The 22,004-nt window shown below is 72.3% G+C and carries 22 protein-coding genes; 14 read left to right on the top strand and 8 right to left on the bottom strand.

Features of this window, described 5'->3' with window-relative positions:
• The first annotated feature begins 131 nt into the window (after positions 1-131).
• Positions 132-1,676 (top strand): amino acid permease, encoded by a 1,545-nt coding sequence (locus G127AT_RS02240; RefSeq protein ID WP_210899351.1) that lies wholly within the window; start codon positions 132-134, stop codon positions 1,674-1,676.
• Between the two features lie 161 nt (positions 1,677-1,837).
• Positions 1,838-3,346, top strand: a complete 1,509-nt coding sequence (locus G127AT_RS02235) for an aspartate ammonia-lyase (protein ID WP_210901746.1) — start codon at positions 1,838-1,840, stop codon at positions 3,344-3,346.
• Positions 3,347-3,357: 11 nt separating this feature from the next.
• Here G127AT_RS02235 and G127AT_RS02230 read toward each other — a convergent pair whose 3' ends face one another.
• The 3 genes from G127AT_RS02230 to G127AT_RS02220 all read right to left on the bottom strand — a co-directional run bounded on the left by G127AT_RS02230 (position 3,358) and on the right by G127AT_RS02220 (position 6,993).
• Positions 3,358-4,428 (bottom strand): mechanosensitive ion channel family protein, encoded by a 1,071-nt coding sequence (locus G127AT_RS02230; protein ID WP_210899349.1) that lies wholly within the window; start codon positions 4,426-4,428, stop codon positions 3,358-3,360.
• 48 nt (positions 4,429-4,476) lie between these two features.
• Entirely contained in the window at positions 4,477-5,349 is an 873-nt protein-coding gene (locus G127AT_RS02225; protein ID WP_244857692.1) for a fumarylacetoacetate hydrolase family protein, read from the bottom strand.
• A 129-nt stretch (positions 5,350-5,478) separates the two neighbouring features.
• Positions 5,479-6,993 (bottom strand): AlkA N-terminal domain-containing protein, encoded by a 1,515-nt coding sequence (locus tag G127AT_RS02220; protein ID WP_210899347.1) that lies wholly within the window; start codon positions 6,991-6,993, stop codon positions 5,479-5,481.
• Between the two features lie 74 nt (positions 6,994-7,067).
• Here G127AT_RS02220 and G127AT_RS02215 point away from each other — a divergent pair, with 74 nt between their 5' ends.
• From G127AT_RS02215 to G127AT_RS02195, 5 genes are all read left to right on the top strand, one after another.
• Complete coding sequence (locus tag G127AT_RS02215) at positions 7,068-8,468, top strand: FAD-binding oxidoreductase (protein WP_210899345.1); 1,401 nt, start codon at positions 7,068-7,070, stop codon at positions 8,466-8,468.
• A 30-nt stretch (positions 8,469-8,498) separates the two neighbouring features.
• The gene (locus tag G127AT_RS02210) at positions 8,499-9,710 is read left to right on the top strand and encodes a PrsW family intramembrane metalloprotease (protein ID WP_244857691.1); all 1,212 of its coding nucleotides are present in this window, start codon (positions 8,499-8,501) and stop codon (positions 9,708-9,710) included.
• 193 nt (positions 9,711-9,903) lie between these two features.
• Positions 9,904-10,275: an FKBP-type peptidyl-prolyl cis-trans isomerase gene (locus G127AT_RS02205; RefSeq protein WP_210899343.1), complete on the top strand. Its 372-nt coding sequence runs from the start codon at positions 9,904-9,906 to the stop codon at positions 10,273-10,275.
• Positions 10,276-10,497: 222 nt separating this feature from the next.
• Positions 10,498-11,244, top strand: a complete 747-nt coding sequence (locus tag G127AT_RS02200) for a lysoplasmalogenase (RefSeq protein ID WP_210899341.1) — start codon at positions 10,498-10,500, stop codon at positions 11,242-11,244.
• Between the two features lie 71 nt (positions 11,245-11,315).
• Complete coding sequence (locus G127AT_RS02195; RefSeq protein WP_244857690.1) at positions 11,316-12,161, top strand: CPBP family intramembrane glutamic endopeptidase; 846 nt, start codon at positions 11,316-11,318, stop codon at positions 12,159-12,161.
• A gap of 24 nt (positions 12,162-12,185) precedes the next feature.
• On the opposite strand, the gene G127AT_RS02190 is transcribed toward G127AT_RS02195, so the two are convergent.
• Together G127AT_RS02190 and G127AT_RS02185 are read right to left on the bottom strand one after the other, a co-directional pair.
• Entirely contained in the window at positions 12,186-12,557 is a 372-nt protein-coding gene (locus tag G127AT_RS02190; RefSeq protein WP_210899339.1) for a DUF488 domain-containing protein, read from the bottom strand.
• A gap of 81 nt (positions 12,558-12,638) precedes the next feature.
• On the bottom strand, positions 12,639-12,989 hold the full coding sequence (locus G127AT_RS02185; RefSeq protein ID WP_244857689.1) for a type 2 periplasmic-binding domain-containing protein: 351 nt from the start codon (positions 12,987-12,989) through the stop codon (positions 12,639-12,641).
• Between the two features lie 9 nt (positions 12,990-12,998).
• Between G127AT_RS02185 and G127AT_RS02180 the strand changes: the two genes are divergently transcribed.
• The 3 genes from G127AT_RS02180 to rpsO all read left to right on the top strand — a co-directional run bounded on the left by G127AT_RS02180 (position 12,999) and on the right by rpsO (position 14,897).
• Positions 12,999-14,159 carry a M4 family metallopeptidase gene (locus tag G127AT_RS02180; RefSeq protein ID WP_210899335.1) on the top strand — a complete coding sequence of 387 codons (1,161 nt, stop codon included), beginning with the start codon at positions 12,999-13,001 and terminating at the stop codon, positions 14,157-14,159.
• The gene (locus tag G127AT_RS02175; protein WP_210899333.1) at positions 14,156-14,464 is read left to right on the top strand and encodes a protealysin inhibitor emfourin; all 309 of its coding nucleotides are present in this window, start codon (positions 14,156-14,158) and stop codon (positions 14,462-14,464) included. The genes G127AT_RS02180 and G127AT_RS02175 overlap by 4 nt, the downstream gene beginning before the upstream one ends.
• 163 nt (positions 14,465-14,627) lie before the next feature.
• Positions 14,628-14,897: a 30S ribosomal protein S15 gene (gene rpsO, locus G127AT_RS02170; RefSeq protein WP_210899331.1), complete on the top strand. Its 270-nt coding sequence runs from the start codon at positions 14,628-14,630 to the stop codon at positions 14,895-14,897.
• A 126-nt stretch (positions 14,898-15,023) separates the two neighbouring features.
• Here rpsO and G127AT_RS02165 read toward each other — a convergent pair whose 3' ends face one another.
• Positions 15,024-16,733 carry an LPXTG cell wall anchor domain-containing protein gene (locus tag G127AT_RS02165; RefSeq protein WP_210899329.1) on the bottom strand — a complete coding sequence of 570 codons (1,710 nt, stop codon included), beginning with the start codon at positions 16,731-16,733 and terminating at the stop codon, positions 15,024-15,026.
• Positions 16,734-16,985: 252 nt separating this feature from the next.
• On the opposite strand from G127AT_RS02165, the gene G127AT_RS02160 reads away from it, so the two are divergent.
• From G127AT_RS02160 to G127AT_RS02150, 3 genes are all read left to right on the top strand, one after another.
• On the top strand, positions 16,986-17,990 hold the full coding sequence (locus tag G127AT_RS02160; protein WP_210899327.1) for an EamA family transporter: 1,005 nt from the start codon (positions 16,986-16,988) through the stop codon (positions 17,988-17,990).
• Between the two features lie 28 nt (positions 17,991-18,018).
• Complete coding sequence (locus G127AT_RS02155; RefSeq protein ID WP_210899325.1) at positions 18,019-18,480, top strand: hypothetical protein; 462 nt, start codon at positions 18,019-18,021, stop codon at positions 18,478-18,480.
• A 73-nt stretch (positions 18,481-18,553) separates the two neighbouring features.
• Positions 18,554-19,195, top strand: a complete 642-nt coding sequence (locus G127AT_RS02150; protein ID WP_210899323.1) for a hypothetical protein — start codon at positions 18,554-18,556, stop codon at positions 19,193-19,195.
• Between the two features lie 14 nt (positions 19,196-19,209).
• Here the strand turns inward: G127AT_RS02150 and G127AT_RS02145 are convergent, their stop codons facing one another.
• Positions 19,210-19,611, bottom strand: coding sequence for a thioredoxin family protein (locus G127AT_RS02145; protein ID WP_210899321.1), 402 nt, complete (start codon positions 19,609-19,611; stop codon positions 19,210-19,212).
• Positions 19,612-19,650: 39 nt separating this feature from the next.
• On the opposite strand from G127AT_RS02145, the gene G127AT_RS02140 reads away from it, so the two are divergent.
• Complete coding sequence (locus G127AT_RS02140; RefSeq protein WP_244857688.1) at positions 19,651-20,619, top strand: alpha/beta fold hydrolase; 969 nt, start codon at positions 19,651-19,653, stop codon at positions 20,617-20,619.
• Between the two features lie 19 nt (positions 20,620-20,638).
• Here G127AT_RS02140 and G127AT_RS02135 read toward each other — a convergent pair whose 3' ends face one another.
• A complete protein-coding gene (locus G127AT_RS02135; RefSeq protein ID WP_210899319.1) occupies positions 20,639-21,970 on the bottom strand; it encodes an MFS transporter in 1,332 nt (443 codons plus the stop codon).
• Positions 21,971-22,004 lie beyond the last annotated feature (34 nt).

The following is a 22,004-nucleotide window of genomic DNA, read 5'->3' as shown; positions in this document are numbered from 1 at the left end:
GGGGTTACGAGTGGATGCCGTGAGAATAAGGTCTGTACAGGCAACCATTCCCGGCTCTAAAGTGAGGCCCACGCAGTGCCCCCTCCGCTCGGCCGCCCGGCCGTGCGCCACACGAGAACAGGGAACCCGTCATGGCGAAAGACACCCTCCGCGTCTCGGGCGTGAAGTACACGACCGCCGACTCCGGATACTTCGAGAAACGCAAGCTCACCCGCGCCGCGGGCGTCTGGGGGCTCTGGGGCCTCGCCGTCGCCGCCGTGATCTCCGGCGACTTCTCCGGCTGGAACTTCGGCATCGACGCCGCCGGCTTCGGCGGCATGCTCATCGCCTTCGCCGTGCTCGTCGTCATGTACTACGGCCTCATCTTCTCGATCGGCGAGATGAGCTCGGCGATGCCGCACACCGGCGGCGCGTACTCCTTCTCGCGCGCGGCCATGGGGCCGTGGGGCGGCTTCGTCACGGGCCTGGCCGAAACCATCGAGTACGTCGCGACGACCGCGGTCATCGTCTACTTCTCCGCCTCCTACGCCGACAGCATCACCACCGAGCTGCTCGGCTTCTCGATGCCGGCATGGGTGTGGTGGCTCCTGCTGTACGTCGTCTTCATCGCGCTGAACGCCTCGGGCGCCTCGATCTCGTTCAAGTTCGCGATCGTCGTCTCGGTGCTCTCGATCGCGGTGCTGCTCGTCTTCGGGATCATGGCCCTGGCCAGCGGCCAGTTCTCGTGGGACAAGCTGTTCGACATCGCGCCGGATGCCGGGCAGAGCGCCTTCCTGCCGCACGGCGTGCTGCCGATCCTCTTCGCCCTGCCGTTCGCCATGTGGTTCTTCCTCGGCATCGAGGAGCTGCCGCTGGCCGCCGAGGAATCGCACGACCCGGTCCGCGACATCCCGCGCGCCGGGCTCTGGGCTCGCGGCACGCTCATCGTCACCGGCCTCATCGTGCTGTTCCTGAACACCGGCGTCGTCGGCGCCGCCGAGACCGGAGTCGCAGCCGAGCCCCTCCTCGACGGCTTCCGCGCCATCGTCGGCGACGGCCTGGCCGCCGTCCTCGCCCTCTTCGCGCTCATCGGCCTGCTCGCCTCGCTGCAGGGCATCATGTTCGCCTACGGCCGCAACATGTACTCGCTCTCGCGCGCCGGCTACTACCCGCGGTTCCTCTCGCTCACCGGCCGCCGGCACACCCCGTGGGTCGCGCTCGTCGCCGGTGCGCTCATCGGCTTCGTCGCGCTCGTCATCGTCGACGCGGCCGGCGGTTCCGACGGCGTCGCCGGTGCGGTCGTGCTGAACATCGCCGTCTGGGGCGCCGTGCTCGCGTACCTGCTGCAGATGGTCTCCTTCGTGATCCTCCGCCGCAAGTACCCGAACGCGAAGCGCCCCTACCGCAGCCCGTGGGGCGTGTTCGGGGCCGTGGCGGCCGCCGTCATCGCCGCGCTCATCTTCGTCGGCTTCCTGCTGAACCCCGCCTACCTGCCCGCGATCATCGCGATCATCGTCGTCTACGCGGTGATGCTCGCCGGCTTCGCGTTCTGGGGCCGGCACCGCCTCGTGCTCTCGCCGGAGGAGGAGTACGCCGTCTCCGGCGGGCTGCACGGCGACCCGCAGGCCGAGGGGTACGGCGGCGCCGTCGAGGAGCAGCTGCTCGCCGCCGACGGCGTCGACGAGCCGAAGGCCTGACGATCCGGGTGCGGATGCCCGGGGGCGACCCCGGGCATCCGTCATGCCGGGCAGGGGCACGCGCCATCAGCCTTCGCGCATGCGCCGCGGACTAAGCTCGACAGGGTAGGCGCCGCGATCCGGCGCGCAGAAAACCCCAGGCGATGGAGCCGTTTGTGTCGATGATCCGTGAACAGTCCGACCGCACACCCGTGGAGGAGTTCGTGACCCCTGAGCCGCTCGCAGACGGCCCCACCCGCATCGAGCGCGACTCGCTCGGCGTCGTCGACGTCCCCGCCGACGCGTACTGGGGGGTGCACACCATGCGCGCCCTCGAGAACTTCCCGATCTCCAAGCGCCCGATCTCGGTGTATCCCGAATTCGTCCGGGCGCTCGCCTCGGTCAAGCTCGCCGCGGCGCGCGCGAACCTCGAGGTCGGCGCCCTCACCCCGCAGAAGGCGGAGTGGATCGAGGCCGCCTGCCAGCGCATCATCGACGGCGAGTTCCACGAGGAGTTCGTCGTCGGCGTCATCCAGGGCGGGGCCGGTACCTCGACGAACATGAACGCCAACGAGGTCATCACCAACGTCGCCCTCGAGATCGCCGGGTACGAGAAGGGCCGCTACGACGTCATCCACCCGATCGACGACGTCAACCGCAGCCAGTCGACGAACGACACGTATCCGACGGCGCTGAAGATCGCCCTCATCTTCAGCCTGCGCACCCTGCTCGACGAACTGAACGAACTGCGCGCCGCATTCGGGCGCAAGGGCGCCGAGTTCCGCAACATCCTGAAGGTCGGCCGCACCCAGCTGCAGGATGCGGTGCCGATGACCCTCGGCCAGGAGTTCCACGGCTTCGCCACGACGCTCGGCGAAGACCACGCCCGCCTCACCGAGTCGATCTGGCTGCTCTCGGAGATCAACCTCGGCGCGACCGCGATCGGCACGGGCATCACCGCCGACCCCGGCTACGGCGCTGCGGCCGTGCGGCACCTGAACGACATCACGGGCTTGAACCTCGAATCGGCCCCCGACCTCATCGAGTCCACGAGCGACGCCGGCGCGTTCATGTCGTTCTCGGCGGCGCTGAAGCGCAGCGCCATCAAGCTCTCGAAGATCTGCAACGACCTGCGCCTGCTCTCTTCGGGCCCGCAGGCCGGTATCGGCGAGATCAACCTGCCGCCGCGGCAGGCGGGGTCCTCGATCATGCCCGGCAAGGTCAATCCGGTCATCCCCGAGGCCGTCAGCCAGGTCGCCTATGCGATCGCCGGCACCGATGTGACCGTCACGATGGCCGCCGAGGCCGGGCAGTTGCAGCTGAACGCCTTCGAACCGGTCATCGCCCACTCCCTGCTGCAGTCGATCACGTGGATGCGGCAGTCGTTCTGGACGCTGCGCGTGAACTGCGTCGACGGCATCACGGCGAACGTCGACCGTCTCGGCGAGATGGTCGGCTCCAGCGTCGGCGTCATCACCGCGCTCATCCCGTTCATCGGCTACACGGAGGCGGCGCGCCTGGCCAAGGAGGCGCTGCGCACCGGCCGCCCGGTCGCCGATCTCGTCGTCGAGGCCGGCCTCATGACCCGGGAGGCGGTGCTCAGGCAGCTCTCGCCGACGCGCCTGTCGGGAATGCAGCCGGTGACGGCGGCGATCCCGGTGATCGAGCTGAAGGGCGAGCCGAGCGAGTAGGCTTCGCCGGCTCAGGCCGCGGGCGCGTGGGCCTCGATGGCGATCCTCGTCACCGGAAGCGACTCGGGGTGTTCCCGCTGCAGCCACCCGATGACCCGCTCGCGCACCATGCAGCGCAACGTCCACTGATCGTCCGAATCGGCTGCGGAGAACATGAAGCGGACGGTGACGCGACCGCCCTCCGCGCCCGTGACGAGCATGTTCGCGGCACGGCGATCCCACAGTTCGGTCGAGTCGATGATCGTCATGAATTCGGCACGCAGCTCCTCGATCGGCACCCGCCAGTCGAGGTCCATGAACACGGTGCCGAGGATCTTGTCGGAGCGGCGGGTCCAGCTCTCGACGGGGTTGGTCGTGAAGTACGTGCACGGCAGGATGAGACGCCGCTCGTCCCAGACGTAGACGACGACGTACGACAGATTGATCTCGCCGATCCGGCCCCACTCGCCCTCGATGACGACCACATCGCCGACCCGGATGGAGTCGGTGAACGCGATCTGCAGACCGGCGATGAGGTTTCCGAGGGTCGATTGCGCCGCCAGGCCCGCGATGACGCTCACGATGCCGGCGGAGGCCAGCACGCTCGTGCCGATCGACCGGACTTCGGGGAAGGAGAAGAGCACCGTCCCGACGGCGATCACCGAGATCACCACGACCGCGAGGCGGTTGAGGATCGTCAGTTGCGTCCGTCGTCGGCGGCCTTCCGGAGAGCGGTCGTCGCGGGCGCGGTCGCGCAGAATGAGCCGGCCCGTGCCGTACGAGACGAGCGCCGCGAGCGCCCAGGCTCCGGAGAGGATCGTCGCGATGAGGAAGACCCGCTCGACGACCGGCCACCAGCTTTGGCCGGCCGGAAGGGCGGTCGCGCACGCGATCCAGAGGGCGATGAGCACGGTCAGCACCGACCCGGGCGCGCGGAGCCTGCCCTCGAATTCGCCGATCCAGCTGCGCCTGCGCGCGAGGCGGGCCACGACGGCGCGGGCCGTGATGACGACCAGCGCCCCGAGCACGAGGGCGAGGGCGACGGCGATCGCCCAGTTCAGCCAAGGATCGCCCGCGAGGCGGGCCTGGATGAGCACACGCATCACCTCACCCTAGGGATTCCTGCTCTGATCGTCGATGTCGACGGTGTCTCAGATCACGCGGCAGCGGGTCGTCAGGGAGCCGATGCCGCCGATCGAGACCGTGACGCTCGCGTGATCGCGGAGGAAGACCGGCGGGGTGCGCGAGTAGCCGGCGCCGCCGGGGCTGCCGGTCGAGATCAGGGTGCCGGCGGGGATCGTCGCGGTGCGCGAGAGGTACTCGATGATCTCGGCGACGGATCGCACCATGTCGGCCGTCGACCCGTCCTGCAGGATGCGTCCCTCGAGGTTCGTCGTGAGCCAGAGGTCTTGCGGGTCGGGGATCTCGTCGGCGGTGACGACGACGGGGCCCGTCGGCGTGAAGCCGTCGAAGGACTTGCAGCGCGACCACTGGGCTTCGCTGAACTGCAGGTCGCGGGCGGTGATGTCGTTGACGACGGTGTAGCCCCAGACGTGCTCGAGCGCGTCGCGGGCGGCCACGCCCTTCGCGGGGGTGCCGATGACGACGCCGAGCTCGGCCTCGTAGTCGACCTGGGTGGCGATGTCGCCCGGCCACGTCGTCGTCGCCTCGTGGCCGGTCAGGGAGTTCGGCCAGAGCGAGAAGACGGTCATCGCGGTCTCGCTGCGGAGCTTCAGTTCGCTCGCGTGCGCCGCGTAATTGGCGCCGATCGCGAGGATCTGCGGGGGCCGGAGCACGGCGGAGGCGTGGCGGTACCCGTCGAGGGCCGTGAGCCGGCCGGCCGCTGCGGGCCCCTCGACCGCCTCGCGCACCTCGGCGAGCCCGGCATCGCCGCGTTCGATGAGGTCCTGCAGGTCTCGCGGGGGAGCCTCCATGATCTCGTCGAGGAACACGGCCGCTTCGGCGACCATGACCGCGAGGCGGGGGAGCTGATGCCCGTCGGCCCTGAGGTGCGCAAATCTCACTCGTCAACGGTACCGGGCGGTTTCTGTGAGCGATCGGGGGTCTCCCACAACGAAGCACCGACGGCGTACCCCGATTCCCACAATCGGGCTGCCGTGTTCGCAGAACGAATACGGATCCGCGCGAGGGGTTCAGGCTGCCGCACGCCAGAGATGCATGGAAGCGTACGAGCGCCACGGCGCCCAGCGCCGGCCGAGCTCGGCGAGCTCTTGCGGCGCATCCGGCAGACCGAGGGCGCGGGCGCCGCTGCGCAGCGCGAGGTCGGAGACGAGCAGCACGTCCGGGTCGCGGGTGACGCGCATCGAGACGTATCCGGCCGTCCAGGGCCCGATGCCGGGCACGGCGAGGAGGTCCGCGGCCAGTTCGTCGCGGGGCCGCTCGGCGGTGACGAGGAGGGAGCCGTCGGCGAGGCGGCCGGCGACGTCGAGGATCGTGCGGATCCGGGAGGCCGGCCCCCGCAGCACCTCGGCGCCGCCGTCGCGGATCGCCTCGGCGGTGGGGAACAGCCGCTCGATCCCGTCGCCGGCGAGGCCGGCCGGCAGCGCCTCGCCGAGCGCATCGGCGAGGCGGATGAGCGCGGTGCGGGCCGAGGCGACCGAGACCTGCTGGCCGATGAGGGCACGGAAGAGCAGTTCGTGCGGGTCGAGGCAGCCGGGCATCCGGAGGCCCGGGGTGCGGCGCACCGAGTCGCCGAGGGCCGGGTCGGCGGTGAGGGCCGCGTCGATCGCCCAGGCGTCGGCGTCGAGGTCGAAGAGGCGCCGCACCCGGGCGACGAGCGGGGAGACGTCGGCGAGGGTCGTCGTGCGGGCCTCGATGCGGATGCCGGGGGAGTCGTCATCGGGTGCGACGCGGATGCGGGCCGGGCCGCCGGGCAGCAGCAGGGCGCGCTCGAAGCGCGCGGCGGTGGCGCGCTCGACGCCGGCGACCTCGCGTGCGGCGAGCCAGGCGAAGACGCCGTCCGCGTCGAAGGGCTCCCGGGCCGGAAGGCGCAGGCGCACGGTCCCGGCCTCGCCGGCCTCGGCTGCGCCGTTCCGCCGCCGTGCGGCCGCGCGGATCTCGCCCGGCTGCCGCTCGTAGACGACGCGGACGGTCTCGTTGAACTGCCGGACGCTGCCGAAGCCCGACGCGAAAGCGATGTCGGCGGCCGGGAGATCCGTGCCGATGAGCAGGTTCCTGGCCGTCTGCGCCCGATGCGCCCGCGCGAGGGCCAGCGGGCCGGCGCCGAGTTCGGCGGTGAGCACCCGCGTGAGGTGGCGCGTCGTGTAGCCGAGGCGCGAGGCAAGGCCGGGTACGCCTTCGCGTTCGACCACGCCGTCGGCGATGAGCCGCATCGCCCGCGCGGCCAGATCGTCGCGTTCGTCCCACTCCGGCGAGCCCGGCACGGCGTCGGGCAGGCAGCGCTTGCAGGCGCGGAGCCCGGCCTCGTGCGCGGCGGCGGCCGTGAGGTAGAAGCTCACATTGCCGGGCTTCGGGGCCGCCGCCGGGCAGCTCGGCCGGCAGTAGATGCCCGTCGAATGCACCCCGGTCACGAAACGGCCGTCGAAGCGGGCGTCGCGCGCGAGCATCGCCCGGTAGCGCTCGGCGAAGGCCGGGTCGTCGAGGGGGTCGGCCGCGGTGCGGCGGCGAGTGGATGCGGGCAGGGCCATGCCTCGAGCATGGCACGGCCCACCGGCATCCACTCGCGGAAATCGGACACGGCCGCCGCGGCTACAGTGATGGCATGCCGCACGATGCCGTGACCCGATTCGAAGCCGCCCTCGGAGACGCCGTCAGCCGCGACGCCGCCGTGCTCGACGCCATGCGCGAAGACCGATCCGGCTGGCGGAGCGAACATGCCGCGCTCGCCGTCGTCTCGCCGCGCACCGTCGCCGAGGTGCAGACCGCCATGCGCATCGCGAGCGAGACCGGCACCCCCGTCGTGCCGCGCGGCGCCGGCACGGGCCTGGCCGGCGGCGGCATCTCGAGCGAGGGCTCGATCGTCCTCGACGTCTCGGGCCTGGACCGCATCCTCGAGATCGACCGCGCCGACGAACTCGCCGTCGTCGAGCCCGGCGTCATCAACGGCGAGCTGAACGACGCCCTCGCCGAACACGGCCTCTGGTACGCGCCCGACCCGGCGAGCCGGGCGATCTCCTCCATCGGCGGCAACATCGCCACGAACGCCGGCGGCCTGCTCTGCGCGAAGTACGGGGTGACGCGCGAGTCGGTGCTGGGCCTCAAGGTCGTCCTCGCCGACGGCCGCCTCATCGAGACCGGCCACCGCACCGTCAAGGGCGTCACCGGCTACGACCTCACGGCCCTCTTCACCGGATCAGAGGGCACCCTCGGCGTCATCGTCGAGGCCACGCTCCGGCTCCGGCCCCTCGTCGCCGGCGCAACGACGACGATCGCCGCCGCCTTCCCCGACGTCGAGGCCGCGGCGGCCGCCTCGGCGAGCGTGACCGCCGCCGGCATCCGCCCCGCCGTCCTCGAGCTGCTCGACGCCCTCGCCCTCGAACGCATCGCCGCCTACCTCGGGCCGGAGCCCGTCGCCGGCACGCCACTGGCCGGCATCCGCCCGGGCGAGACCTTCCTCCTCGCACAGTCCGACGCCGGCGCCGCCGACGAGGCCGCCGAGATCGCCCGCCTCTTCGAGGCGGCGGGCGGGCGCGTCACGGCATCCACCGACGAGGCCACCGGGGAGCGGCTCCTCGGCATCCGCCGCGCCATGCACCCCGCACTCGCCGCCACCGGCCAGGTGCTCATCGAAGACGTCGCCGTGCCCCGCTCGAAACTGCCCGAGATGTTTCGCGCGATCGAACGCATCGGGCGCGAATACGACGTCGAGATCCCCGTCGTCGCCCACGCCGGCGACGGCAACCTGCACCCGAACTTCGTCTTCGAGGGCGAGACGGTGCCGCCGAAGGTGTGGGAGGCCGCCGACGCCATGTTCCGCACCGCCGTCGAGCTCGGCGGCACCCTCACCGGCGAACACGGCGTCGGGGTGCTGAAGCGCCGCTGGCTCGCCGACGAGCTCGGCGACGACTCCTATGGACTGCAGCGGCGCATCAAGGCCGTCTTCGACCCGGCCGGGATCCTGAACCCCGGCGTCATGTTCGCGGAGACCGCCGAGAAGGTGTGAGCGGCCGCCCGGCCCGGTAGGCTGCCCCGAGTGGGGGTAGGGGACCGACGACGCACCGGCGACGAGACCGGGCCGGTGCTGCGCGCCGCCGACACGGGCATGCAGCCCGTGCAGGCCTCCGACGCCGTCTGGGCGCCGCCCGTGCAACCGGCACCGGCGCGCCCGGCCGCCCGAACCGGCCGGCTCTGGGTCTCGGTCGTCGCGATCGTCTTCACCGCCGTCGTCGCCCTGCTCGTCCTCGGCTACCTGCTCGTCTCGCTCGGCGCGCCCGCCGTGCTCGTGGCGATGCTCTTGGCCTTCGTGCCCCTCGTGCTCGTGCTCGTCGCCATCCGCTGGGTCGACCGCTGGGAGCCCGAACCGCGTTCGGCGCTGTGGTTCGCCTTCCTCTGGGGCGCGGCCGTCTCGGTCGCGATCGCCCTGCTCGTCGACGCCGGCATCCGCTTCGCCCTCGCGACCCCGGCCGACACCGACTCGGTGCGCGAGTTCGTCAGCGCCGTCGTCCAGGCGCCCTTCGTCGAAGAACTCGCCAAAGGCCTCGGCGTCCTGCTCGTCTACGCCTTCTGGCGCAGCCAGTTCGACGGGCCCGTCGACGGCCTCGTCTACGCCGCCACCGTCGCCGCCGGCTTCGCCTTCAGCGAGAACATCGTCTACTTCGCCGTCGCGATCGCCGAAGGCGCCAACGGCGACCTCGGCTACACCTTCGTCGTCCGCGGCATCTTCTCGCCCTTCGCGCACGTCATGTTCACCGCAGCGACCGGTCTCGGCCTCGGCATCGCCGTCCGGCGCGACGCCGGCCTCGTCTGGCGGTTCCTGCTCGGACTCGGCATCGCCATAGCCCTGCACGCCCTCTGGAACGGAGCGCTGTTCCTCGTCGACGACGTCGTCTTCTACTACTTCACCGTGCAGCTGCCGCTGTTCGTCTTCGCGATCGTGCTCACCGTGCTGATTCGCAGGCAGGAGATCGAGCTGACCCGCGAGCGCCTCGAGGAGTATGCGGATGCCGGATGGTTCGCCGATTCCGAGGTCGTCATGCTCGCCACCCCGCAGGGTCGGCGCCGCGCCAGGGAGTGGGCAAAACGCGCCGGCAAACAGCGGGCCATGCGCGGATTCATCGCCGACGCGACGCATCTCGCCTTCACGAGGCAGCGCCTCGTGAGCGGCCGGCCGCGGCCCGGCGACCTCGCCGACGAGCGTGCGCTGCTGTCGTCGGTGACCCGATCGCGAGAGAAGCTCATGCAGTAGGTGCGGGCGGGATACGCGCCCGTCGACGTAGGCGGCTCACCGGGGCCGGGCATGAAGAAACTCGCCGTTCGCGGTGTGGCACTGCCGACAGCTCTCCGATACGGCGAGTTTCATGGATTCCAGGATCCGTCGCCCGCGGCCCCCGCACAAGGGCCGGGTGGACGCGCGTCCCGTCGTCCGCTTGGATGGAGGGATGAGCGAAGCGAACAGCAAGCCGGAGATCGAGGCCCCCGAGGGCCCGGCCCCGACCGATCTCGTCATCGAGGACCTCATCGTCGGCGACGGCCCCGAGGCCACGCCCGGTTCGACCGTCGACGTGCACTATCTCGGCGTCGAATACGACAGCGGCGAGGAGTTCGACTCCTCGTGGAGCCGCGGCCAGTCCATCAACTTCCCCCTGCAGGCGCTCATCGCCGGCTGGCAGGAGGGCATCCCGGGCATGAAGGTCGGCGGCCGGCGCAAGCTCACCGTGCCGCCCCAGAAGGCCTACGGCCCCGCCGGCGGCGGCCACCAGCTCTCCGGCAAGACCCTCATCTTCGTGATCGACCTGCTCGGCGTCAGCTGAGCCCGGCCGATCGGCGGGCGCCCCGGGCCTTCGGGCTCGGGGCGTTCGCGCATCCGTGCCCGGTGCGCGCGAGGCGTCCGAGCCGGGGTGCGGATGCCGGGCGGCCGCCCGATCGGGCCTTCGTCGCGCATGCGGGGGCTACCGCGCCGGCGCACCGCTCGCTACGCTGACGACAGCGCGCCGCCCGACGCGCGCCCCACCCCGAACCGGAGGCACGCCGTCGTGACCGCTGCCACCCGGGCCGCCGCCCGGCCCGACCGCGACCCCGCGAGCACCGCCGCCGGTGCCTTCGCGGCATTCGCCCCCTACCTCGTGATCTCCGCCGTGCACCTGGCGCTGCTCGCCGCCGAACTCGGCACGGCCGCCCGCATCTCGAAGCTCCTGCTGATGCCGGCGCTCGCGCTCGCCGTGCTCCTCTACCTGCGCGGACGGCGCGGCGGCACCGGTCCCGCCCCGCTCCTGCTCATCGCGGGCATCGCGTTCTCGTGGGGCGGGGATGCGCCCCTCAGCGTTCCGGGGGAGGGCTGGTTCCTCGTCGGGCTCGGCAGCTTCCTCATCGCCCACCTCTGCTACCTGGCGCTGTTCGCCCGCGGCGGCCTCGGTGTCCGCCGCCCGCGCGTCTGGGCGCTCGTCTACCCGCTCTGGCTCGTCGCGCTCATGGCGATCATGTGGCCGAACCTCGGCGGCCTCGTCGTGCCCGTGCTGGCCTACGGCATCGTGCTGTGCGCGATGGCGGCCGTCGGCAGCGGCCTGAACGCATCCATCGCCTGGGGCGGGGCGTTCTTCGTCGCCTCCGATTCGCTGCTGGCGATCGGCCGGTTCGTGCCCGCCTACGAGTTCGGCCTGCACGACGAGGCGGTCATGGCGACGTACCTCGTCGCGCAGGGCCTCATCGCCTGGGGTGCGGTGCGCATCATGACGCGAGCGGATGCCGTGGCCGCACCCGCGCCGCAGGCCGCGGCCGGATAGCGCGCGCCCGCGGCATCCGCACCCGGCACCGTCCCTCGCGCACCGTGAGGCGGCGCCGCTAGCCTGGCATCGTGCCCGCGACGACCCCCGCCCCGAGCCCCGCATCCACCCGCCGCACCGTGCTCGCGCTCGGCCCGGCGCTCCTCGTCTGCGGCGCGGCCGTGGCCCTGTTCGGGCTGCTGCAGCCGATCCCCGGGTATGCGATGCTCGCCGCCGGGGTGCTGCTCGCGTGGCTCGCCGAGCGCGCCGGCGCCTCCCGCGGGCTCGCGCGCGACCTCGCGCTCATCGCCGTCGGGCAGCTCATCATCTCGACGATCTCGCTCGAGGCCGATATCGGCGTCGGCAACATGCTGCTCATGGGCGGCGTGCTCGCGGCTGCCGTCGCCGTGCCGTATCTCGTGTCTCGTTTCGCGTTCGGGCAGACGACGATCCGCTTCCCGTGGCGGGGCTCCCGCTGGACGCCGCTGCAGTGGGCGTACCTCGTGCTCGTCGCCCTGGCGGGCTGGCTCATCCTGCCGTTCTATTTCATCACCTCGGGCGTCTACGAGAACTGGCCGACGGTCGTCGAATGGCACGAGATCGCCCGGCTCTTCGTCGGCGTGAACGCCGTCGGCATCTGGGACGAGCTGTTCTTCGTCTGCACGGTGTTCGCCCTCCTCCGGCGCCACTTCCCGACGTGGCTGGCGAACCTGCTGCAGGCGATCGTGTTCGTCTCGTTCCTGTGGGAGCTCGGCTACCAGTCGTGGGGGCCGCTGCTGACGATCCCGTTCGCCCTGCTGCAGGGCTACACGTTCCGGCTCACGAAGTCGCTCGGCTACGTGATCACCGTGCACCTGCTGTTCGATCTCGTGGTGTTCCTCGTGATCGTGTACGCGCACACGGGCGTGCCGGCGGTCTTCCTCGTGCCGCCGGCGTGACGGGCCCGGCGCCGGGCCCGGCCGCTACTCGGGGCGCCCGACGTCCGCGCCGTGGTCGGCGAGCCAGTCGAGCAGCACGACGGCCTGATTGTGGTGCTCGTCCTTCGCGCCGTACAGCAGCGTCACCGTGTCGTGCTCGCCGCCGAGGGCGAGCAGCTCCTTCGCGGCGGGGTTCGCGTCGAGCTCGGCCCGGTAGCGTTCGGCGAACGCATCCATCTTCGCCGGATCGTGGCCGAACCATTCGCGCAGCTCCCGCGACGGCGCCACATCCTTGTCCCATTCGGCGAGGTCGGCGCGGCTCTTGCTGACCCCGCGGGGCCACATCCGGTCGACGAGCACGCGGAACCCGTCGCCGGGGCCTTCCGGCTCGTACACGCGTTTCATGACGTAGACCATAGGGCCAGTCTGCCCCCGGCGGGCCGGGGAGTCGAGGGTGGATGCCGGTTCGGCGCGAGCCCGGCATCCACACCCGGCAGCTCAGCCCAGCCACTCCTCGATCACGGCGTCGAGGGTGCCGTTGTTGCGCTCCATCGTGAGCCACTGGTCGACGTACTCGCGGAACGCGGTGTCGTCGCGCGGCAGCATCATCGCCTTCTCGGTGCGGTTGAAGGGCTCGTCGGGGTGCACGGCGCCGAGCTCCGGATGCTGCTTGGCCGCCCAGCGGGTTTCGGTCGCATCCGTCGTCATGACGTCGGCGCGGCCGGCGACGATCTCGTCGAAGATCGTCGTGTTGTCGGGCCAGACGATGTGCTCGCCCTCCGGGTAGTGCTCCTCGGCGAAGACCTGGTTCGTGCCGCCCTCGGGCATGGTGTCGGTGGTGCGTGCCATCATCGCCGCATGACCCCGAACAGCGCGCTCCCGCATCCGCCCACCGCCGCCGGCCGCCGCGGCATCGTGCCGCCGTACCTGCTCGCCCGTCTCGCCGAGCTCGACGATCCGCGCTTCGAGCGCGCGAGCCTCGCCGCCAGGCGCTCGCTCGACGTGGGCCACGGGCACCTCGCGATGCCGCCGGCCCCGCCGTCGGTTCGCGCGACGACGGAACGGCCCGGCCCCGACCGGCGCGTGTCGGATGCGGGCGGATCGACCGCGCTGCCGGGCCGCCTCGTCCGCGCCGAGGGCGGAGCGGCGACGGGGGATCCGGCCGCCGACGAGGCCTACGACGGGCTCGGCGCGACGTATGCGCTGCTGTTGGAAGCCTTCGGGCGGCGCTCGATCGACGGCGCCGGCATGCCGCTGGAGGCGACCGTGCACTACGGGCACGAGTACGACAACGCGTTCTGGGACGGCGAACGGATGGTCTTCGGCGACGGCGACGGGGAGGTCTTCGGCCGCTTCACGGCATCCCTCGCCGTCATCGGCCACGAGCTCGCGCACGGCGTCACCGCCCACACCACGCCCCTCGTCTACGAGGGGCAGCCGGGGGCTCTGAACGAGCACGTCTCCGATGTGGTCGGCGCGCTCGTCGAGCAGCACGCGGCCGGCCATACCGCCCAGGAGGCGAGCTGGCTCATCGGCGAGGGCCTCTTCACCGCCGAGGTCGAGGGGCGCGCCCTGCGATCCATGCTGGGGCCCGGCACCGCCTACGACGACGATGTGCTCGGCCGCGACCCGCAGCCGGCGCACATGCGCGACTACATCGACACGGTCGACGACCACGGCGGCGTTCACCTGAACTCGGGGATCCCGAACCGGGCCTTCGCCCTCGCCGCCCGGGCGATCGGCGGCTTCGCGTGGGAGCACGCGGGGCGGGTCTGGCTCGACGTCATGACCGGCGGCTCGATCGGCGCGACGGCGACGTTCGCCGAGTTCGCGGCGGCGACGACGGATGCCGCCGCGCGCCGTTTCGGCGAGGGCTCCGCCGAGCACGGGGCCGTCGCGGACGGCTGGGCCGCGGTGGGTGTGGGCGTCGCGGGTGCGGATGCCGCTGATATGGATGCGGATGCCGCTGGCCCGGGTGCCGCGGTCGCCGCGGGTGCGGGCGGTAGCATCGCCACATGAGGCTCATCGTCACGAGGATGGGCGGCATCGCCGGGCTCCGCACGCAGTGGGACGTCGACGTCGACGCCCAGCCCGACTCCGCCGATTGGGAGATCCTCATCGACACCGTGCCGTGGGACGAAGTGCCGCCCGCGCCGCCCGAGCCGGACCGCTACGCGTACCGCATCCGCTGCGAACCGCACGAGGTCACCCTGCAGGAGCGGCAGGTGCGCGGCCCATGGCGCACCCTCGTCGATCGCGCGCAGGAGACGGGGGAGCGCCGCCGGCTGCCGCCGGCCGGGCCCGGGGCCCGGCGGCCGGAGTGAGCGCGCCGCGGCATCCGCACCCGAGATCGTCGCTCGCGCCGTCGGAGGAGGCGTCGCCCGCGCTCTGGTAGACTCATTCGGTTGCCGTCCAACGGCCGCGCATCAAGAGAGCCCAGGCATCCGGCCCCGGGCAGCGCGCAACGAACAGAAAGGGGATCCCTCTATGGCACTGGATGCAGAGACCAAGAAGGCGATCATCGAAGAGTACGCGACCCACCCCGGTGACACCGGATCCCCCGAGGTCCAGATCGCGATCCTCACCAAGCGGATCAAGGACCTCACCGAGCACCTGAAGGAGCACAAGCACGACCACCACTCGCGTCGTGGCCTGCTCCTCCTCGTCGGCCAGCGTCGGCGTCTCCTCGGCTACCTGTCCGAGGTCGACATCGCCCGCTACCGTGCGCTCATCGAGCGTCTCGGGCTGCGTCGCTGATCGGCTCTCGCTGACACCGCGAACTTCTTGCGGACGGGCCGTCGCCTTCGGGCGGCGGCCCGTTCTGCGTCTCCGCACGGAGTGACGTGCACCGGCCGCGCCCCTGCGCGGCCGGTGCACCCGGGCTCAGGCGCGCTCGCGGCGGCGGCGCGTGACGAACGCCCCGAGGCCGCCGAGCAGCAGCAGTGCCGCGGCCAGGCCGAGCGGCCACGCGGCATCCACACCCGTCGAGGCGAGGCCGGGACCGGGCGTCGGATCCGGCGTCGGGCCGGGGCCGGGCGTGGGGCCCGGGGTGGGGGTCGGGGTGGGAGTCGGCCCGGGCTCTTCGGCGAAGGCGAGGAACGGGTCGGCGTCCTCGACGGGCCAGGGCGGACCGACGAGCGGGGCGATCGCGTTCCGATCGGCGAGGGCGCCCTGCCGGAGGCCGGGTGGGATCGCCTCGGCCGTGGCGCTGACGAGTTCGTGATGCCTGTCGTCGGCGCCGAGCGTCAGCTCCGCCGTGCAGAACACGGAGGCGCCCGGGTCGATGAGTTCGGCCCACGGCCCGGACTCGGCGAAGTCGTACGCCTCCGGTCCGCCGATGGGGCTGAGATCGCATATCCAGCCTTCGGTGAGCGGCACGCCCGAGACGGTCTCGCCGACCACGTTCAGCCAGGTGAGGGTGCTCGGCCCGCTGTTCGTGATGACCGCACGCACCCGGTTCATCGACCCCGGCACGTACTCGGCGGCGTGCGCCTCGTCGTTCGCATCCTGGAACAGGTCCGACATCGGCTTCAGCGGCGTCACCCAGTCCGGTGCCGAGCCGACCCCGGGGTCGGCTTTGCGGCCGTCGTACGCGATCACCTGCAGTCCGCCTGAGAAGGCATGGTACGAGGCGGTGCCGGTCGTGGCCGCCTCGCCGGTGTCGGCGATCACGGCATCCACTCGCGCCCGGTCTGCATGCGTGCCGGCCGCCGCGTCCGCCCAGAGGGCGACGTCGGCGGTGCAGGTGATCGTCGTTTCGGGCAGCCAGAGCGCCGTGGGGTCTGTGCCCATGGATGCCGGCCATGTGGCTTCCCAGCCGGTGTCGGTGAAGGTCGCTTCGACCTCGTCGCCGTTCGGGAAGGCGCAGACGGTCGCGGTCGCGGCCACCCCCTCCAGAAGCCTGTCGCGGACGACGACCGAGGCGAGCGCCTCACTGCTCGTGTTCGTCGACTCGACGACGATGCGCCGCGACTCGCCGGGCGCCCACATCTCCGACTCTTCGAGAGTCGGGGCCTCATTGACGATCTCCGTGCCCTCGGGGCCGCCGGTATCGCCCTTCCGGATCTCGCCGATCTTGCGGGCGAGGTGGTTCTCGACCTCCACGTCGACGCCGTTCTCGCCGACCACGGCCACGATGGACGGGCCGTCGCTCACATGCACGCCGTCGACGAACCAGCTCGTGCCGAGCCACTCGTATCCGTCCGGCAGGCCGGTGACGCTCGTCTCGGTGAGGGTCACCTCCTGGCCGACGTTCAGACCGGCGAGCCAACCCTCGGCACTGCCCGCGCTGAGGCTGAAGTGGCCCTCGACGGTCTCCCCGAGGGGGTCGGTCCACGTGAAATCGATCTGCGCCGCCCAGTCGTCGCCGGCTGCAGCGGGCATGCGCTTCACGATGTCGAGTTGGCCGGGGCTTGCCAGGTTCTCCATTCCGGGTCCGTCCGTCTCGCTCTCCGCGAGATCCGGTTCCGCGCCATCGCTCCCCGTCTCGTCGGCAGCGACCGCGGCGGGCGGCGCATCCATCGCATTCACCGCGAGCAGGCCGACGCCGAGCAGCGCGGCGACCGGCCAGGCGATGATCTCGCGCCATCGCATGCGCGTTTCCGGTGGGGCCGTCCGCTTCATCTCGATCCCCCAGATCGTGGATGTGCTGCTCGGTATGCGTTCCCCCGACGTTGCGGCGGAGCACAGGCGTCCTTCGGAGGCTATCGGAGAACGTACACGGGACGGAAGGACGACGCACGGTCCGGCGCGCCCGCCCGCCGGTTTGCACCGGAGGGCCCGCCCGGAATACGGTCGCCCTGAACGCTCGGGCACGCGCACCGGCGCGATCCCGAACGGAGCACCATGCCGGCATCCACGCCCCGCCTCGCCGAGCCCGCGAACCGCGCACCGCGCAGCGGCCCGGGCATCGGCGGCGGCCTCGCCCTGGCCCTGCTGTCGGCGTTCGCGTTCGGGGCGGGCGGCGCGATCGTCAAACCCCTGCTCGAGGCCGGCTGGTCGCCCGGCGCCGCCGTGTTCGCCCGGGTCCTCACGGCGGCGATCGTGCTCGCCGTGCCGACCCTCCTCGTCCTCCGCTTCGACCTGCGGCCCGTGCTGCGAGCGTGGCGGATCGTGCTCGCCTACGGGCTCGTGAGCGTGGCGATCACGCAGTTCGCGTTCTACGCGGCGATCGAACGCATCCCGGTGAGCATCGGGCTGCTCGTCGAATACCTCGCCCCGGTCGTGCTCGTCGCCTGGGCGTGGGCCAGGACGCGGCGGATGCCGCAGTTCGTCGTCCTCGCCGGCGCCGTAGTCGCCGTGGCTGGCCTCGTGCTCGTGATCGGCCCGGGCGGCGGCGCCCTCGACCCGATCGGGCTCGCGCTCGCCGGGGTCGCGACCCTCGGCCTCGCCGTCTACTTCGTCATCGGGGAGCGGGCGGACGCCGGGCTGCCGCCGCTCGCGCTCGCCGGCTCCGGCTTCGTCGTCGGCGCCGCGGCCCTCGGGCTCATGGGGGCGAGCCGCCTGCTGCCGTTCCGTGCGGAGTTCGTCGACGTCGACTTCCTCGGCCTCGAGGTTCCGTGGTGGATGCCGGTGCTCGCCGTCGGTATCCTCTCGACGGCCTTCGCTTACTCGACGGGCATCGCCGCAATCCGCCGGCTCGGCACCCGGCTCGCGTCCTTCGTGGGGCTCTCCGAGGTCGTCTTCGCGGCGGTCGTCTCGTGGTGGCTGCTCGGCGAGGCGCTCGGCCTGGCGCAGCTGGCCGGCGGCGCCTTGATCGTCGCCGGCATCGTGCTCGTCCGGCTCGAACGCCCCCGGCCCGCCGTCGGGGCCGGCCCGGCCTCCGATGCGGTGCCGGCGCCCGGCCCGTGACGCCCCGGGCGAGGGGGAGAATGGACGCATGCGCGCCGTGCTCGCCCTCCGGGTCATCGTCCCCTCCGTCTGGCTCGGCGCTCTCGTGGCGCTCTCTTTCGTGGAGACGCCGCTGAAGTTCCTCGGGCCGGGCATCACGGTGCCCCTCGGGCTCGGGATCGGGCGCCTCGTCTTCAATGCCCTCGGCGTCATCGGCGCGGTCGCGCTCATCGCGACGACGCTGCTCGCGCTGCCGCGGCCGCGGGTCGGGCGGGCCGGCGGCATCCTCATCGGGGCGCTCTGGGTCGTGCTGGCGGCCGAGCAGTTCCTCGTCCGGCCGCCGCTGAACGCGCGCAGCGATATCGTCATCGCCGGCGGCGACCCTGGCGAGTCGATGCTGCACTACGTGTACATCGTCTGCGACGTCGCGATCCTCGGCCTGCTCATCGCCCTCATCGTGGTCGCTGCGCGTCGCGTGCTGCCCCGCACGGTGCCTGCCGACGCCTCGTGATACGGGCCGCGCTGGCGGGCGGTGCGCAGGCCTCCTGAGCGGATGCCGCAGGGCGCCCGATTACGCTTGACGGGTGCCGAACGACGCATCCACACCCCGACGCCGCTCGCTGCTCGCCTGGGAGCCGACGCCGTTCGCGGTCGCCGCAGCGGCCGTGGTCGCCGTGTCCGCGGTGCCGCCGACCCTGGCGCCGTGGTGGCTGTTCTGGCCGGTGTTCGCGGTCGCGGCCCTGGCGCTGGTCTGGCTCGTCGTGGCCGTCGTCATGCTGGGGCGACGTGCGAATCCCGATCGCTGGGGGGATCTGTCGAGCCTCGAGGGTTTGCGTCTCGTGCCGGCCGAGCCGCCGGCGCGAACGGTGCGCACGACCGCGCCGGTGGATGACGCGCACCGGCACCAGGCCGCGATCGAGCTCGCGGTCATCCACGGCGGGCATGCGCAGCGCGCGGTGCTCGTGCCGGGCGCCCGGCGCTGGCTCGGGCGCCGCTATCGCACCGGGGTGCAGTTGACGGGCGGCGGCATGCCGCGGCACGCCGGGTTCCTGCAGCCGGCGGCGGATGCTCGGTGGCGCGGACTGCTGGGCGCTCTCGCGCACGAGGGCGCCTACGCGGAGGTGCCGGCGACGGTGACGGGGCAGGCGCGGCCGTACCGGGTCGAGCTCGACCTCGGCGGCCTGTCGATGCTCGAGGCCGCGCGCGGCGACGCCGTTCGCGGGTGACGGCGGCCGGGCCGTCAGTCCTCGGTGACCTCGGAGGACTCGACGGCGTCGGCGGTCTCCTGCTCGGCGGCCATCTGCCGGCGCACCTCGTCCATGTCGAGGCCCTTGACCTGCTCGATGAGGTCGTCGAGCACGGGGCGCGGCAGGGCGCCGGCCTGCGCGAACACGCCGATGCCGTCCTTGAACGCCATGATCGTCGGGATCGAGGTGATGTTCATCGCGGCGGCCAGTTGCTGCTGGTCCTCGGTGTCGACCTTGGCGAAGACCGCATCGGGGTTGGCTTCGCTCGCGGCCTCGTAGTTCGGGGCGAACTGCACGCAGGGGCCGCACCACGACGCCCAGAAGTCGACGAATACGGTTCCGCCCTCGAGGATCGTCTGCTCGAAGTTCTCAAGGGTGAGTGCCACGGTTGCCATCCCTCCACCCTAGACACCCCGATTGGGTATCGTCGGAGCATGGTCGATTTCCGGGGGAGACGGCGGCCGCCGCGGGGGCGTGCGGCGCCGGATGCGGCGGCTGCGCATCCGACCCCGGCCCCCGACGAGGCCAGGGCGCTCGACGAGGCGATCGGCGATATCGATTGGCACGTGTTCGCACCGGGCACCGAGCGGACGACGGTGGATGCCCCGAGCGGCCCCCTTGCGCATGTCGCGGCCGGCCCGGCCGACGGGCCGCGGGTGCTCCTCATCCCGGGCGCGACGGGCTCGAAAGAGGATTTCGTGCTCATGATGCCGGTGTTCGTGGCCGCCGGGTACCGGGTGGAGTCGTACGATCTCGCCGGCCAGTACGAGTCGGACGGCGCCGGGCCCGAGCACCTCGTGCCGCCGCGCGAGCGCTACGACGAGCAGCTGTTCCTCGACGATCTCTTCGCGGTGCTGGGGCGCGGATCCGCACCGGCTCATGTCCTCGGCTACAGCTTCGCCGGCACTCTCGCGCAGCTGGCGATGGTGAGCCGGCCGGAGTTGTTCGCGAGCCTCACGCTGCTGAGCGCGCCGCCGGAGCCGGGCCAGGCGTTCCACGGGGTGAAGATCATCGGCCCGGTGTCGGATCTTGCGCCCGCCAAGGTCGGTGCGGGCCTCATGATCTGGGGCATCCGCCGCAACTTCAACCGGGTTCGGCCGGGGCGCATCGCCTTCGTGCGGGAGCGGTTCGCGCGCACGCGGCGGGCGAGCGTCGACGACATCATCGGCTTGATGATGGAGACGCCCGATCTCCGCGAGGCGGTGCGGGCCGTGCCCGTGCCGAAGCTCGTCGCCGTCGGCGAGCACGATCTGTGGCCGATCGAGTCGCATGCCGCGTTCGCGACGGCGATCGGCGCCGATCTCGCGGTGTACCCGACCGGCCACAGCCCCTGCGAGACGACGCCGCACCAGCTGACGCGCGACATGCTCGCGCTCTTCGTGCGCAGCGGCTACACCGCGTAGGCCCCGTCGGGGCGGCCGGTCAGTCGCGCGCGAAGCGCTGCGCGTGCGCCGCCCAGCCGGCCTCGGCGGGCAGCGAGCGCAGGCTCCGGCTCGCGAGTGCGATGGTGACGGCGACGAGGCAGATCGCGGCGCCGATCAGCAGGGTGGATGGGCGGCCGAGCGCCCCGAGGCCGACGCCGGCCACGAGCGGACCGAGCGGCATCGCGCCCATGGCGAGCACCGAGGAGGCGCTGTTCACCCGGCCGAGCAGCCGCGAGGGCACGGCGACCATCGTGTAGCCGCTGAGTGCGGCGTTCACGGCCGGGACGAGCAGGGCGGCGAGGCCGAGCACTACGGTGATCGCGAGCGGATGCTCGGCGAACGGCATGACGACGAAACCGAGCGTCGCGGTCGTCAGCCCGGTGCAGACGATGGCGCCGGCGCGGATGCGGGTGACGATGGCGGGCGCGACGAGCGCGCCGACGAGCATGAAGGCGCTGATGCCGGCGGAGACCCAGCCGATGACGGCGGGGGAGCGGCCGTCCTGCTGCAGGGCGTAGACGACGGTCGTCATGCCGATGCCGAACCCGAGGTTCACGATCGTGGCGATGAACATGGCTCCGCGGAGGTCTTCGCGGGCGAACAGCCAGGCGAGGCCTTCGCGGATCTCGCGGAGGGCCGAGCGCCCGCCGGTGGATGCCGGTCGCGCGGCGCCGGGGGCAGGGCTCGGGGCATCCGCTGCGGGCACGGGTGCGGATGCCGCCCCTCGCCGAGCCCGCAGCAGCGCCCACGAGGTGGCGCCGGCGACGAGCTGGCAGGCGGTCATGGCCGCGCCGATCAGCCAGCCGCCGGCGGCGAGCAGCACGCCGCCGAGCGGTCCGCCGACCAGGTCCAGCATGGCGTCGCGGGCCTGGTTGGCGGCCTGGGCGCGGCCCATCGCCTCGTCGGGCACGAGTTCTTTGACGGCGGCTTCGTCGGCGGGCCCGAAGATGCCGGCCCGGGCCGAGATGAGCGCGGAGACGATCATCAGCATGCCGAAGGTCAGGCCGTCGGCGGCGGCGAGGAGCATGAAGGCGGCGGCGAGCACGAGCCCGGCGAGGGCGCCGAGCAGCATGAGGACGAGGCGGCGGTGCCGGTCGGCGAGCAGCCCGCCGGTGAGGGTCGTGACGAGGCGGACGATGAGGCCGACGGCGCCGATGACGCCGGCCTGGGCGGGGTCGTCCGTGACGAAGAGGGCGAGGAGGGGCACGGCGAAGGAGGCGAGCGCGTTCGAGAGCCCGGTGGCGGTGTCGCTCGCGAGCCAGGTGAGGTAGGCGGTGTTGCGGCTGAGGCGGTGGATGCCGGGGGCCTCGGCCGGCGCGGGGGTCGTCATGGGCATGAGCTTAGATAGACAGCGAAAGTTGCGC

Source organism: Agromyces archimandritae, assembly GCF_018024495.1.
Classification (GTDB): domain Bacteria; phylum Actinomycetota; class Actinomycetes; order Actinomycetales; family Microbacteriaceae; genus Agromyces; species Agromyces archimandritae.
This window is presented reverse-complemented; position numbering and strand designations above follow the sequence as displayed.